The organism is Symbiopectobacterium sp. Eva_TO (genome assembly GCF_053848865.1).
The window spans coordinates 3,054,075-3,066,684 of record NZ_JBSPEY010000004.1 but is presented as its reverse complement, the minus strand read 5'-3'; the positions used below and the strand labels follow the sequence as shown (position 1 = coordinate 3,066,684).

Genomic DNA, 12,610 nt, shown 5'->3' with positions numbered 1-12,610 from the left:
CAGGTGACGTGGTGTCGAGTACATTTTCGATTGGGGTGGTGATTAAGGGAGCGGTGGCCGGTGCCTTTCGCTCGGCGATGGGCGATTCACGGCGTAGCCTCAATCTGTTAGGGGACACCACCCGTCGTCTGCAGACCCGCCAGCAACAACTGACTCAGGCAATGACCCGCTACGGTCAGTTGGGCGGGCAGGCTGCGCGTCACCTCAATAGCGAGCTGGGTCGGGTGGGCCAGACGCTTTCCCGTCTCGAGCAACAGCATCGCCGTTTACATCACACTATGATGGCCAGTCAGATTGCCGGACAACAACGACAGGCCCTTATGGGGCAAGGGCTGGCGTTAGGTGCCACCACGGCGGCAGCGGTGGGCGCGGTCGCGCCGTCTGTCAAGCAGTCGATGACCTTTCAGGACAATCTGGTCGATATGGGTATCACCGCCGGTTACGACGGTGCCACCCAGGCGGCGCTGGGTAACGATATCCGCGCCTGGAGCCAGCAATACAACCAGACGCAGGATGATTTACAGGCCGCCACCAGTGCGCTTATTGGCAATAACATTGACAGCCTGGACGCTATTCGCGCCTACCTGCCACACATCGCCCGCGGCGCAACCGCCACCCGCACCTCCGCTGAACTGTGGGCACAGGCGGCGGTGACCACCCAGCAGTCGTTGGGCATTGCCGCGAAAGAGTTTGCTGCGGTACAGAACATCATGGCGCAAGGGGGTAAGGCAGGGTCATTTGAAATCGCTGACCAGGTCAAGTGGTTGCCGGAGCTGGCCCCACAAATGGCCAACATAGCCCAGGGTAAAGCGGCGGTGGCGGAGATGGTCGCTGCCTTGCAGGTAGCCAAAATCGGTGCCGGTAGCACCGATAAAGCGGCGAACAATTTTAATAACTTTCTTGAAAAACTGTATGCTCCTGAAACCCAAAAACGTTTTGCGGATGTCGGTATCGATATTAAAAAATCCTTAATGCAGCAAAAAGCGCACGGGATTTCGCCGATTGAAGGGATGATGAATACCCTGCAAGCCTATCTGGCGCAAAAGAGTCCCGAGGCGCTGGCGCAATTTAAATCGGCGATGGCGCTACAGAATGATACCGCGCGCGATAAGGCGTTACTGGCCCTGCAACAGAACTTTGGGTTAGGTGAACTGTTTGCCGATATGCAGGTGATGGCCTTTGTGCGTCCGATGCTGGCCAATATGGACAAGTACCGGCAAATCCGCGCCCAGGCCCTGGCCGCCGCTGACAAGGATATATTAGGCAGTGACTATAAAAAACGGCTTGAATCACCGACTGAACAGATGAAAAAGCTGGCTATCGCCAGTCAGGATTTGTCGCTGAGTCTCGGTGATGCCCTCAAACCGGCGGTAGGGAGTTTAGCCGCGACGGTACTCCCTTATGTGAGCACCGCCAATGCCTGGGTCAAAACCCACTCGCAACTGGTCAGCGGTATCGCCAAAACCGTGGGTGCGCTCCTGCTGTTTAAGGGCGCACTGCTGGCTGTTCGTCTGGCACTTAATCTGCTGGGTTCACCGATACGCCTGCTGTGGGGCGGGTTTACCCGGCTGCGTACCGGCTGGTTATTACTCAGCACCGCCTTTGGCATGGGTGGTCGCTTAAGCCGCTTCGCGGGCAGTGCGGGACGATTAGGTAAGGTGTTGGCCGGTGGGCTGGTGACAGGCCTGCGCCTGGCGGGTCATGCGCTGCTGTGGTTGGGGCGGGCACTGATGTTTACCCCTATTGGACTGGCCATCACCGCAATTGCTGCTGGCGCTTACCTGATTGTCCGCTACTGGGCGCCGATAAGCGCTTTCTTTCAGGCCCGTTGGGCCGAGGTGAAACAGGCGTTTTCCGGCGGTATGGCTGATGTGGGTGCACTTATCCTTAACTGGTCGCCCGTGGGACTGTTCTATAAAGCCTTCGCCGGGGTGATGGGCTATTTCCATGTTGAACTGCCCGCCAATTTTACCGATGCAGGTCGCCAGCTGATTGATGGCCTGGTCAACGGGATTAAAAGTCGTTTAACCGCCGCCAAAGAGACGATTGTCCATTTTGGTGACAGTGTGTCGGGCTGGTTTAAGGAGACGCTCGGCATACACAGTCCCTCAACGGTGTTTGCCGGATTGGGGGACAATATTGTGCAGGGCGCGGTGGTGGGCATTACCCGCACCACGCCCGCATTAGAGCGCGCCGTCGGCGGCCTGATGCCGCTGATGCAACCGCCGTCCCCGCGTGTACCCCGCTGGCCTGATACCCCGATCCCCTCTGCCGGTCAGGGGAAGGCATTTTCAGGCATGCAGATCACCTTTGCGCCGCAGATTGTGATGAACGGTCAGTCCCAGGCGGCCCCAGCGGCGTTACGCGAAGCCCTGGCTATCAGTGTCCGTGAGCTGGAAAAACGCCTGGCGCAGCTGATGCACCAACAACAACGGCGGGCCTTTCACTGATGCTGGCGATCCTCGGTGAGATTGAAGTGCAGCTACAGACCGGCTTTACCGCACTGGAAGCGACCCTCGGCGGTGAGTTTGCCGAACAGGCGCGCATTGGCCGCAAGCCCGGCCTGCAGTGGGTCGGCGATAAAGGGGATGAATATCGCCTCAGCGTGCGATTTCATCAGCAGTACTGTCAACCGACCGCGCAATGGCAACGGCTACAGGCCGCCTGTCGTGCCCATCAGGCACTGGCGTTTGTGCTCGGCAATGGCGAGTACCTGGGGCATTTTGTGATCACCACGCTTACCGGTCGCACGCTGTTAGCCCATGCCGACGGTATCGCACAATGCCTGGAGGTCGATATCAGTCTGCGTGAATTTACCGGCGATCTGCGCCAGCCGCTTAAGCCGCCGGCGATGGCCACGACACTGAACAGAAAAGCCGCCGGGCTAACACCGGCGATCGGCAGCGGTACACCGCTATCGCGGGCGATGGGTCTGGCCCGTCAGGCGCAGTCGGCACTGGCTACGGCCTCACAGGCGATCCGGGTGGCGCGCCAGATGAAAACGGATCCGGTCGCGGCGTTAACGCGCGTCCCTGGGGTCATTAATAGCCTGGGTGAGGTGGCCACCCCGTTGATACAGGCGCAGCCGTTGTTGGCCGGCCTGGAAGCCCATTTTCCGGCGGCAAGTAGCCTGACCCGTGCCGCGGGCAAGGTGGCGACCACAGCCAGCCAGGCGAAGAACACGCTGGGCAGCCTGACGCCCGGTACCAGCCAGGCACTGCCCGGGGTGCTGGATACGGTGGCCGGTCAGGTGGGCGGTGCGGTCAGTACCTGGAACGACGTAGCCCCGCTGCTAAGCCGCTTGACCGGCCATCTGGTGACGCGTCGCTAGGTGTCACTACCGATCCGAAACTGACCTGGTGTGCCCATTTAAGCGCTACCCCCTGAGGAATAAGCGATTCCAAACAAAAACAGGTGGGTCAGTTTTACTTTGGCAGGATGGGTCAGATTTCAATGGGCACTGATACCTGGAGGAAGAACAATGTCTGTAAGTCAACATGAAAAAGCACACAGCCAGGGCGCCTGGCAGCATATTACCCGTGAGGGCGAGCGCTGGGATGCGCTGGCCGCCCACTATTACGGTGACGCATTGGGCTATGTGCGGATCATTGCCGCCAATCCTGATATCCCCATTACACCGGTGTTGCCTGCCGGCATCACCCTGGCTATCCCGCTGATTAACGCGCAGGACACCGTTGAGGAGACGCCGCCATGGTGTCGTTAACGACACAAAGACAACAGGCGGTACCAACCCCGACCTGGACCCTGCATTATGGCCAAAAGGACATCACGCACGATATCACCCCGGACGTGCTCGGGATCCGCTTTACCGATCAGCTCAGTGGCCAGTCTGATGAGCTGACGGTGGAGCTGGAAGACAGTGCCGGGCGCTGGCGTGGGGCCTGGTATCCGGGTAAAGGCGACACGCTCTCATTGGCGCTCGGCAGGGTCGGCGCGCCATTACGTCCCTGTGGCACCTTTTCGATTGATGAAATAGAACTCAGTGGCCCGCCAGATACGGTGTCGCTGCGTGGGTTATCCGCCTCGGTGACCACTGCGTTGCGCACCCGGAGCTACCGGGCGTTTGAGCAGACCAGCCTGGCGGCCATCGCCCGGCGGATTGCACAAAAACACCACCTGACACTGGAAGGCCATATTGCGCCACTGCCCCTTGATCGTGTGACACAACAACATGAAACCGATCTGGCTTTTTTGCGCCGTCTGGCGGAGGAGTACGGCTATATCGTTAAAGTCACGCCGAGCAGGCTGATTTTTTCTGAGCGCGTCAGATTGCGAGAAGCCTCGCCAGTTAACGTCATTACCCCGCAAGCCGTCAGCCATTACAGCCTGCGCGATACGCTTAACCGTATCTACCAACAAGGCAAGGTGAAATACCAGGACAGCCAGCGCAAACAACTGGTCACGGTCGGTATCAAGGCCGATGGCACGATAGGCGACGTGGCGCGAGAAACGGCACCTCAAAAACAGGGACGTTCAACCAGCGCCGATACCTTAAGACTGCACAGCCGGGCACGGAGCCGGGAAGAAGCGACCGCCAAGGTGTGCGCGGGCCTGAACCGGCATAATGAATATCAACGGGTGGCGACGGTAGCGCTGGCGGGCAATACGGCGTATCGAGCCGGGTTAACCGTGCGCCTGGCCGATTTTGGTCGCCTGTCCGGGGTATGGCTGATGACTGAAGTTCGCCATGCCCTGTCGCGCCAAAGCGGTTACAGCTGTGAACTCACCCTGGGCCAGGGGCCGATGGCGCGCATGAACAGGAAAACAGCTCGCGCGGATACGTCGGCGACCCCACAGGTGATAGGGGTGAAAGGCGATGGCAGCGTGGGTCTGCTGAGTGAAAAAGAGACGATACGCGGAGAAACACCACCATGAAAGGACTGCAATTGATGTTCGGTACCGTGAGCCAGATTGATGAGCAAAACGTCCGTGTTCGGGTACGGCTGCCGACCTGTGATAACCTGCGCACCGCCTGGCTGCCGGTATTGCAACGCAATACCCAGAATAACAAGGATTACGGGCTACCGGATTTAGGTGAGCAGGTGAGTCTGCTGCTGGATGCTGACGGCGATGACGGCGTGGTGTTAGGGGCGGTGTATTCCGAGGTAGACCGCTCGGCGGTGGCGAACCGCGATAAACGGCGGGTGGATTTTGCCGACGGGACTTTTGTCGAGTATGACCGAAAAAACCACGCGATGACTATCGGGGGCAAGATACAGACCCTGACGCTGACCACCCAGGCCACCGTGCTCATTCAGACGCAAAATGCGACGGTGAAGGCAAGTCACACCTTGCTGCTGGATGCGCCTGACACCGTCACAACGGGCAACCTGACGGTGCAAAAGCGACTGACTTACCAGGGCGGCATGAGCGGTTCGGGCGGCAGTGGCGCGGCCGCCATCATTGACGGCACGCTCCAGGCCAGCGGTGATATCCAGGCGGGTCGGGTGTCGCTACAAAACCACCAACACAGTAACGGGCATGACGGTAAGCCTACCGGCAAGCCGTTATAAGCAAGGGAGGAACTCTCATGATGAACACAATGACAGTTCTCAGCAGCGCAGACTGGCAACCTGCGTTGCATGCGTCGGGTGAACGGGTCAGTGGCGTCGAGGATATTCAGCAGTGTCTAAGACTGATTTTAGGCACTCCAAAAGGCAGTGACCCGCATCGACCGGATTTTGGCAGTGACCTGCACCGCTATTTAGATATGCCAGTAGAACGGGCCTTGCCGCATGTGGTGCGGGAAACGGTGGAGGCCATCAGACGCTGGGAGCCCCGATGCGAATTACATCAGGTCACGCTGGCTGCGCAGGGTGAGCGGGTTAATCTCCTGCTGCGCTGGCGACTGCCAGGCCGTCAGGCTCACCAACAAACGGAGGTGGCATGGCGTTAACCCTCGAGAAGCCGCAGTTTGTGAACGCAGACGCCCAAGCCATTACCCGCGAGATGATTGCTGCCTATGAAGCGGCCAGCGGTAAAACCCTGTGGCCGGCGCAGGCTGAGCGGCTATTGATTGACCTGTTCGCCTACCGGGAAACCCTGGTGCGCAGTGCCATTCAATCCGCCGCCGAACAAAACCTGGTGGCCTTTGCCCGTGCGCCGATGCTGGACTATCTGGCCGAGCTGGTCGGCGTTTACCGTCTCCCGGCGCAACCGGCACGCACCACGGTGCAATTTTCACTGGCGGCCCCGCCCTCGGTGACGATACCGATACCAGCCGGCACACGGCTCAGCGCCACGGACAGCCTGCTATTTACCACCGACAGCGAAGTCAGGTTAACACCAACAGCCTCCACGGTGACGGTGAGTGCGACCTGCAGCGAAGCGGGTATACAAGGGAACGGCTGGCAACCGGCGCAAATCAGTACCCTGATGGAGGCCATCGATGACGGGGATATCCAGGTGACCAATACCACGCCAAGCGAAGGCGGCTCAGACGCTGAAGACGATGAGCATTTACGCAACCGTATTCGTCTGGCTCCGGCGTCCTTCAGTACCGCCGGTTCCCGTGAAGCCTATCGTTTTCATGCCATGAGTGCGCATCCGGGGATTTGCGATGTGGCGGTGACCCGACCGAAACCCGGCACGGTCAATCTGTATCCGCTGCTGACCAGCGGGCTGCCGGACAAGACGGTGCTCAGCCTGGTGACGGCCCTGTGCTCGGAAGAGCGGGTGCGCCCGCTGAACGATACGGTGCAGGTGCTGGCCCCTGAAAAGGTTGACTATACCATTACCGCACAGCTGACCTGTTATGCCAGCCAGCCGGGGGAGCCGGTACTGAAACAGGCGCGGCAGGCCGCTGAGCAGTATGTGGCCCGCCAGGCTAAACAGCTGGGACGGGATATTGTGCCCAGCCAGATTATCGCGGCACTTTCGGTTCACGGCGTTTACCGGGTGCAGCTCACGAGTTTCACTACCCTTGAGCCGACGGTACTGGCAGCGCAGCAATGGGCGCATTGTAGCGACATTAAGTTAACCCTGGGCACGGAGAGCAGCGATGACCGATAACAGCCTGCTACCGCCCTTGCTGGCGGCAGAGAAACATTTTCAGGCGCTGGCGGCGCAGGCTGCACGGTTACAGCAAATTGACCTGACGCCGCTGCTGGTTTATCTGCTGGATATGACCGAGGCGTCGGCCTTGCCCTGGTTGGCAGAGCAGCTGGCGTTAACCGGGATCAATGGCTGGTCTCTGGCAGAATCGGATGATGCCCGCCGGGCGATGCTGAAATCCGCCATCACGCTGCATCGCCATAAAGGCACCCCCTGGTCGATTCGCGCCATGATACGGGCACTGGGGTTTGGGGAGGTGACGATAACCGAAGGGGTAGCGGCCCTTAAACCTGAACAGGCGAAAGATTACCCCGATAGCGAAACGCACTGGGCGCTGTACCGGGTGGTGCTCAATACCTTGATCACCAACGACCAGGCGGCCAAATTACGCGAGACGCTGGCGGCCTTTGCGCCGGCGAGAAGCGAACTGGTGGCGCTGGATTATACGGCGGTGCCGTTGCGCTATAACGCACAGGCAACTTACAACGGACACTATAATCATGGCAGCAGTTAAAAGTATGCAAAAACAGTTAATATATACACGAAAAAAGACTACACTGTGACCAACAATCCGCCCATGATGGAATAAGCACGATGGAGAAAAAAGACATGAGCTATTTAAAAGAACAGGCCGAATGGGCGGACGGTATCTACCAGATAGAGACCTCCGACCCGGTATTGGGTGGGCCAGAGGGCATCACCAACCGACCCGCGCGTGAACTGGCGAATCGCACCGTCTGGTTAAAGCAGCAATTAAAAGAGGCCGAAGCGGCGTTGACTGCGCATACGCGCTCCCGAAACCACCCGGATGCGAGCGTAAGTGAAAAAGGTTTCGTCAAGCTCAGCAATGCGAATCAGAGCAACAGTGAAACGGAAGCCGCGACCCCCAAAGCAGTGAAAATTGTCAATGACAGGCTGAATGCGGTGGTCGACCATGCGCCATCAGATTTAGATACGCTGAACAAGCTGGCGCAAGCGATTAGCAATAACCCCAAATTTGCTGAAAACGTCATGCAACTGTTGAGTCAGAAACTGGCAAAAAATGACAACGGCGCCGACATCCCGGACAAAAATCAATTTATAAAAAACCTTGGTTTGTTGGACACGGTAGATTGTGCAAAAAATGCGCTGGATAAACGGACTGGCGGAACGGTCAATGGCGACATTATTTCACAGGGTGGTGTACTCTCACTGAAGGGAGATGATCGCAAGCATCTGGGTATTCATAATCAGGATGGTAGCGTTCGCATGTGGCTCTACAAAGACAAGGGCGGTGATGGTGTTCGACTGAACAACGGCAGTGACGGTGGTGGTGAGTACGTTTTCCATAAAGACGGTGGTTTTCGTGCCCCTTCTTCCGTGTATGCCGGAGCTGCAAGGATAGCCCATGACGGCAATATCTACGGTAGCATGTGGGGCAATCAATGGCTGAACGTTTACCTGAGAAATACCTTCCAGCCCAAAGGGGCCTACGGCCAACCGAATACGGCGAAGCGCGAGGTCAACGGATGGTGGAAATGCGGGGATACGGGGTTAATTATCCAGTGGGCGAGATACGGAAAAGACAAAGGGTCAGGAACATACGATTTCCCGCTGCCCATAAAGTTTCCCACCACAGGATTGTTCTGTATCGGCTATGCTGGCGCGGCGATAAACTTCTGGGCCGATGAGCAGTCCCAGTCAGCCCATCTGGTCGATAACGCGACAGTCAGAGTGACGGTGGATAATGGTCTTGAAACTGTCGCTCTAGCCATTGGTTTCTGAAGGAGGATCTGGCCAAGCGATATCTGGCGCGTTGCTGATATCGAGCCGATTAAGCAGCACTCGGTATTTTTTCCACGCCAGTAGCGCCACTTTTTCGGTGTCTGTCGCCATGTCGAGGTCTACGGCGTCCTGAAGCGGGGCTATAATTTTTGCTCCCTGTTCAAGCAGATAGTCTCGTTTATGGGTCGCTTGCTCCCTGAGTTCATCTGCTGTATAAATGCGTGGAACAACCTCACCATCGATAAAACACCATTTTCGGTTAGGGGCGGCCTCCTGAGGCCATGCTAATACTTCTGCTATGCTGCATCCTTCGGGACAGAAACCGCTGATATCGTAGCCCATCGAGCGTATAACTCCGTCGGCTTCATACTCGACTTTCATCGTATCGGGCTGAAAGCTTTTCTGGCACGCATACCAGTCCTGACCATCTTCCGAGATAAGGAAAATCGCCCCGACAGCGTGTTCTAGCCATTTTTTATCAACAGAGTCAGGATGGTAGCGTTTGAAATTTTTAATATTTTTCATCACATAAACCACACATTTATCCAGTTACCATTAACGTTTTTCTGTAAGATCCGGCGCTGAACATAATCCACATAGGTATCAACGTTTCCGTTATACACGCCGGTTATTACATAATGAGGTTCATCACGATAACCCGTGCCTCGCCATATCTGAATCTCCTGCATATGGCCCAATCGAATATCTTTTACGAACGTAGTATTGACATAATCCCAGGTAGCGCGACCATTGACTCTGTTATCCACCCAGCCGCTGAGATGCCCACCCCAGAATGGCCCATGAATGTCGCCATTCTCTTGATAAGTGGCGGTTCTACCTCCCCATGAAATGGTCAAATTTTGCCCTAATGTGACCCCTCCATTGACCGTTCCGCCGGTACGTTTATCCAGTGCATTTTTTGCACAATCTACCGTTTCCAACAAACCAAGGTTTTCTAAAATCGGGAATTTAGCTAATATTTTGCCCAAAACCAGCGATGACAAGGCTTTCAGAGGGAGAATAAGAGGCTAAAATGGCAAAAATAGGCTATATGAGGGTGTCAAAAAATGACCAAAACACCGATTTACAGCGAAAATCACTCATTTGTACAAATTGTGAGCTGATTTTTGAGGATAAAATCAGCGGAAAAACAGACCAGAGACCCGGATTAAAACGCGCGTTAAATGCACTGAAATCGGGTGACACCTTAGTCGTCTGGAAGTTGGATAGACTGGGTCGCAGCATTAAACATTTGATTACTTTAATATCCAAACTGGAAGATGAAGGCATTCATTTTCATAGTTTGACGGATGCCATTGATACCTCTACGTCCGCTGGCCGTTTTTTCTTTCATGTGATGAGCGCGTTGGCACAGATGGAGCGAGAACTGATTGTTGAGCGTACTAAGGCAGGTTTAGCAGCAGCAAGAATTAGGGGACGTATTGGCGGCAGACCTCAGTCGCTATCTTTTGCACAGCAACAGGAAGCTCAAAAATTATTGGCGAATGGTCATAGCAGAAAACAGCTTGCATTACTGTATGGTGTTTCATTGACCAGCATCTACAAATATTGTCCCGTTGATCGTACCACTCAAACAGACCAAAGTGCCTCTGATGAAAAATGACAGTGTAATTTCGTTGCACTGATGGAAAGAAAAGTAGCCTGCCATTTATCGCACGTTTTGGCTTCAAATACCGCACGCCGCATCATCAAGGCGTTGATGCAGCTCGCTGATGACCTTGGCACTCCGGCTGACTGGTTGATCCGCTCGACTCATAATCGCAGTCTGGACTGTAATGAGAAGCTTTGGCAGAAGGTTGGAAAGACCGTGCCGGTGGGAGAAATCCAATTCGTTATGGCGGCTCGCGCGGGGCAGAAGGCGCGTACGGTGAAACAGGCGCTGCGCGTGAAGCGAGTGTCGCTGCGTTGCGGGTTGGCAGTGACTTGTGTGATAGCCAAGGAAATTGAGCCGCCAGCAGGCGTGAAGCCGGTCGAGTGGCGGTTGCTGAGCAATCGCGTACCTGAAGGACGAGAAGATATCGTGGAGCTGATCGACTGGTATCGGGCTAGATGGGAAATCGAGATGTTCTTCAATGTGCTGAAGAACGGCTGCTGTGTCGAAGCGTTACAGTTATCGACCGTGGATCGCATTGAGCGGGCATTGGCGCTGTTCATGATCGTGGCATGGCGCATCGCCTATTTAATGCGTATGGGACGAACCTGTCCAGAGCTGGACGCAATGTTGTTCTTTGATTCCGACGAGACTCATGGCGCTTACCTACTGATGAACAAGCGTATGCCCAAGGGCCGCCCTAAGCTAAACGAAGTATTGCGCTTAGTTGCGCAACTGGGAGGCTTTCTTGCTCGAAAAGGCGACGGTGAACCAGGCGCAAAACTATCTGGAAAGGCTTGCAGAAAGTCATGACGGCCGCCGAAACGCTACGCGCGCTCAGGCACGAACAGAGATGTGTATAACGAGGTGGTCTATGGCCTCCCGGTCGCAGCAGTCCAGTGCGAACGTCACCCGCAGCTTCTCGCCGTTGTCACAACCGAACTCGAAGCCATCTGAGCACCAGCGCATATCGCTCTCTGCTACCGCGATTTTGCCTTTATGCTCCCGCTTCGGACGTTCAGTTTTATCATGCAACAACAGCAGGTTATGCTCGCTCATTATCCTGTAAAGCCGTTTGGCGTTCACCGGTGGAAGTCCCTCTGCACGACGTTGCTTACGCAGGATACCCCACACTCGGCGGTAACCGTAACTGGGCATGTCGCTGATGATACGGAGGATGTCCGATAATATCTCAGCATCAGCTTCGTCATTACGCCGGTTGCTGCGCCTGTCCAGCCAGTCGGCAGAACGGTTAACCCGCAGTGACAGCTGCGCACGCGACACGCTCATGGCGCGGCTGACCAGAGCTATTCCCCGTCCTTTGGCAACAAGGGCGCATGCGCTATCCATTTTCGCGACTGGCGGTACTCCACTGCTTCTTTGAGGATCTCAACTTCCATCGTCTTCTTACCCAGAAGGCGCTGTAGCTCCCGGACCTGCTTGAGGGCAGTCGCCAGCGCCGAAGCTGGAACCACTTCTTCTCCGGCCGCAACGGCGGTGAGGCTTCCTTCCTGGTATTACTTCTTCCACTTAAACAAAAGGCTGGGCTGGATGCCATGCAGGCGGGCTACATGGGAGACGTTCATCCCCGGCTCCATTGTCTGCTGAATGATGGCGATTTTCTCTTGCGGAGTTTTACGCTTACGGACTTCTTGCCCTAACAGGATCCCGGTCATTTCAAAATTAGCATGATTGTTAGACATATATCTAAGCCTATCTCTTATCTGGAGATACAGCTACTGTCTGGTGTTACAGGGGGCTACATCAGGTCCGGTGCTGGCCATGAGCCGGGAACTCAATGGCGTAATCAACAACCGCACGTTCAGTGGCTTCATCAGCACGGTTTTTCAGGTTGGGAACCCGGCGGTTTTGGTTAACCAGAGCGTCAATGCCGCCTTCTGCCGCCAGTTCCTGATAGCTATAAAACGTGTCGCGTGACACACCCATGATTTTACAGGCTTTTGATACGTTACCGAGTTCTTCGGCGAGATTGAGCAGGCCGGCTTTGTGTTTGATGATGGGATTGTTAGTATGAAGCATGAGAGTTACCTCGTGTTTTGTATAAGGATTCGACACCCATATCAAAACCGGTAACTCTCAACCTTTCAAGGTCCAGTGTCAGATCAAGTCGCGACTAATACATTTGATTTATTCAACAAA

At 55.7% G+C, this 12,610-nt stretch carries 12 protein-coding genes and 3 pseudogenes; 11 read left to right on the top strand and 4 right to left on the bottom strand.

The features are described 5' to 3' along the window. Positions 1–11: 11 nt before the first annotated feature. The 9 genes from ACWWJF_RS18280 (at position 12) to ACWWJF_RS18240 (ending at position 8,838) form a co-directional block, all read left to right on the top strand. Positions 12–2,450 carry a phage tail tape measure protein gene (locus ACWWJF_RS18280; protein WP_455870226.1) on the top strand — a complete coding sequence of 813 codons (2,439 nt, stop codon included), beginning with the start codon at positions 12–14 and terminating at the stop codon, positions 2,448–2,450. Beyond that, complete coding sequence (locus ACWWJF_RS18275) at positions 2,450–3,331, top strand: phage tail protein (RefSeq protein WP_455870225.1); 882 nt, start codon at positions 2,450–2,452, stop codon at positions 3,329–3,331. Before ACWWJF_RS18280 ends, ACWWJF_RS18275 begins: the two co-directional genes overlap by 1 nt. A gap of 150 nt (positions 3,332–3,481) precedes the next feature. Further along, positions 3,482–3,724, top strand: a complete 243-nt coding sequence (locus ACWWJF_RS18270; RefSeq protein ID WP_455870224.1) for a tail protein X — start codon at positions 3,482–3,484, stop codon at positions 3,722–3,724. Further along, positions 3,712–4,896, top strand: a complete 1,185-nt coding sequence (locus tag ACWWJF_RS18265; protein ID WP_455870223.1) for a phage late control D family protein — start codon at positions 3,712–3,714, stop codon at positions 4,894–4,896. Before ACWWJF_RS18270 ends, ACWWJF_RS18265 begins: the two co-directional genes overlap by 13 nt. Further along, positions 4,893–5,534, top strand: coding sequence for a phage baseplate assembly protein V (locus ACWWJF_RS18260; protein ID WP_455870222.1), 642 nt, complete (start codon positions 4,893–4,895; stop codon positions 5,532–5,534). The genes ACWWJF_RS18265 and ACWWJF_RS18260 overlap by 4 nt, the downstream gene beginning before the upstream one ends. Before the next feature lie 20 nt (positions 5,535–5,554). Then, entirely contained in the window at positions 5,555–5,917 is a 363-nt protein-coding gene (locus tag ACWWJF_RS18255; RefSeq protein ID WP_455871163.1) for a GPW/gp25 family protein, read from the top strand. Next, the gene (locus ACWWJF_RS18250; RefSeq protein ID WP_455870221.1) at positions 5,908–7,032 is read left to right on the top strand and encodes a baseplate assembly protein; all 1,125 of its coding nucleotides are present in this window, start codon (positions 5,908–5,910) and stop codon (positions 7,030–7,032) included. Before ACWWJF_RS18255 ends, ACWWJF_RS18250 begins: the two co-directional genes overlap by 10 nt. After that, positions 7,022–7,588 (top strand): phage tail protein I, encoded by a 567-nt coding sequence (locus ACWWJF_RS18245; RefSeq protein ID WP_455870220.1) that lies wholly within the window; start codon positions 7,022–7,024, stop codon positions 7,586–7,588. The genes ACWWJF_RS18250 and ACWWJF_RS18245 overlap by 11 nt, the downstream gene beginning before the upstream one ends. A gap of 80 nt (positions 7,589–7,668) precedes the next feature. Then, positions 7,669–8,838 carry a tail fiber protein gene (locus ACWWJF_RS18240; RefSeq protein WP_455870219.1) on the top strand — a complete coding sequence of 390 codons (1,170 nt, stop codon included), beginning with the start codon at positions 7,669–7,671 and terminating at the stop codon, positions 8,836–8,838. Here ACWWJF_RS18240 and ACWWJF_RS18235 read toward each other — a convergent pair. Both ACWWJF_RS18235 and ACWWJF_RS18230 read right to left on the bottom strand, forming a co-directional pair. Then, positions 8,821–9,363, bottom strand: a complete 543-nt coding sequence (locus tag ACWWJF_RS18235) for a tail fiber assembly protein (RefSeq protein ID WP_455871162.1) — start codon at positions 9,361–9,363, stop codon at positions 8,821–8,823. The genes ACWWJF_RS18240 and ACWWJF_RS18235 overlap by 18 nt on opposite strands. Next, complete coding sequence (locus tag ACWWJF_RS18230) at positions 9,363–9,827, bottom strand: hypothetical protein (RefSeq protein ID WP_455870218.1); 465 nt, start codon at positions 9,825–9,827, stop codon at positions 9,363–9,365. The genes ACWWJF_RS18235 and ACWWJF_RS18230 overlap by 1 nt, the downstream gene beginning before the upstream one ends. Before the next feature lie 44 nt (positions 9,828–9,871). On the opposite strand from ACWWJF_RS18230, the gene ACWWJF_RS18225 reads away from it, so the two are divergent. Beyond that, a complete protein-coding gene (locus ACWWJF_RS18225) occupies positions 9,872–10,462 on the top strand; it encodes a recombinase family protein (protein ID WP_455870217.1) in 591 nt (196 codons plus the stop codon). Positions 10,463–10,555: 93 nt separating this feature from the next. Beyond that, positions 10,556–11,313, top strand: a pseudogene (locus ACWWJF_RS18220) (IS4 family transposase); the annotation flags it as partial. Positions 11,314–11,320: 7 nt separating this feature from the next. Here ACWWJF_RS18220 and ACWWJF_RS18215 read toward each other — a convergent pair. After that, positions 11,321–12,126 (bottom strand): annotated as a pseudogene (locus ACWWJF_RS18215) (transposase); the annotation flags it as partial. A 91-nt stretch (positions 12,127–12,217) separates the two neighbouring features. Then, positions 12,218–12,490 (bottom strand): annotated as a pseudogene (locus ACWWJF_RS18210) (helix-turn-helix domain-containing protein); the annotation flags it as partial. Between the last annotated feature and the right edge of the window lie 120 nt (positions 12,491–12,610).

Bases quoted from the DNA above. Each gene is read 5' to 3' on its own strand.
- ACWWJF_RS18250 (WP_455870221.1), top strand. From the start codon at position 5,908: ATGGCGTTAACCCTCGAGAAGCCGCAGTTTGTGAACGCAGACGCCCAA.
- ACWWJF_RS18240 (WP_455870219.1), top strand. From the start codon at position 7,669: ATGGAGAAAAAAGACATGAGCTATTTAAAAGAACAGGCCGAATGGGCG.
- ACWWJF_RS18245 (WP_455870220.1), top strand. From the start codon at position 7,022: ATGACCGATAACAGCCTGCTACCGCCCTTGCTGGCGGCAGAGAAACAT.
- ACWWJF_RS18255 (WP_455871163.1), top strand. From the start codon at position 5,555: ATGAACACAATGACAGTTCTCAGCAGCGCAGACTGGCAACCTGCGTTG.
- ACWWJF_RS18235 (WP_455871162.1), bottom strand. From the start codon at position 9,363: ATGAAAAATATTAAAAATTTCAAACGCTACCATCCTGACTCTGTTGAT.
- ACWWJF_RS18265 (WP_455870223.1), top strand. From the start codon at position 3,712: ATGGTGTCGTTAACGACACAAAGACAACAGGCGGTACCAACCCCGACC.
- ACWWJF_RS18260 (WP_455870222.1), top strand. From the start codon at position 4,893: ATGAAAGGACTGCAATTGATGTTCGGTACCGTGAGCCAGATTGATGAG.
- ACWWJF_RS18275 (WP_455870225.1), top strand. From the start codon at position 2,450: ATGCTGGCGATCCTCGGTGAGATTGAAGTGCAGCTACAGACCGGCTTT.
- ACWWJF_RS18225 (WP_455870217.1), top strand. From the start codon at position 9,872: ATGGCAAAAATAGGCTATATGAGGGTGTCAAAAAATGACCAAAACACC.
- ACWWJF_RS18270 (WP_455870224.1), top strand. From the start codon at position 3,482: ATGTCTGTAAGTCAACATGAAAAAGCACACAGCCAGGGCGCCTGGCAG.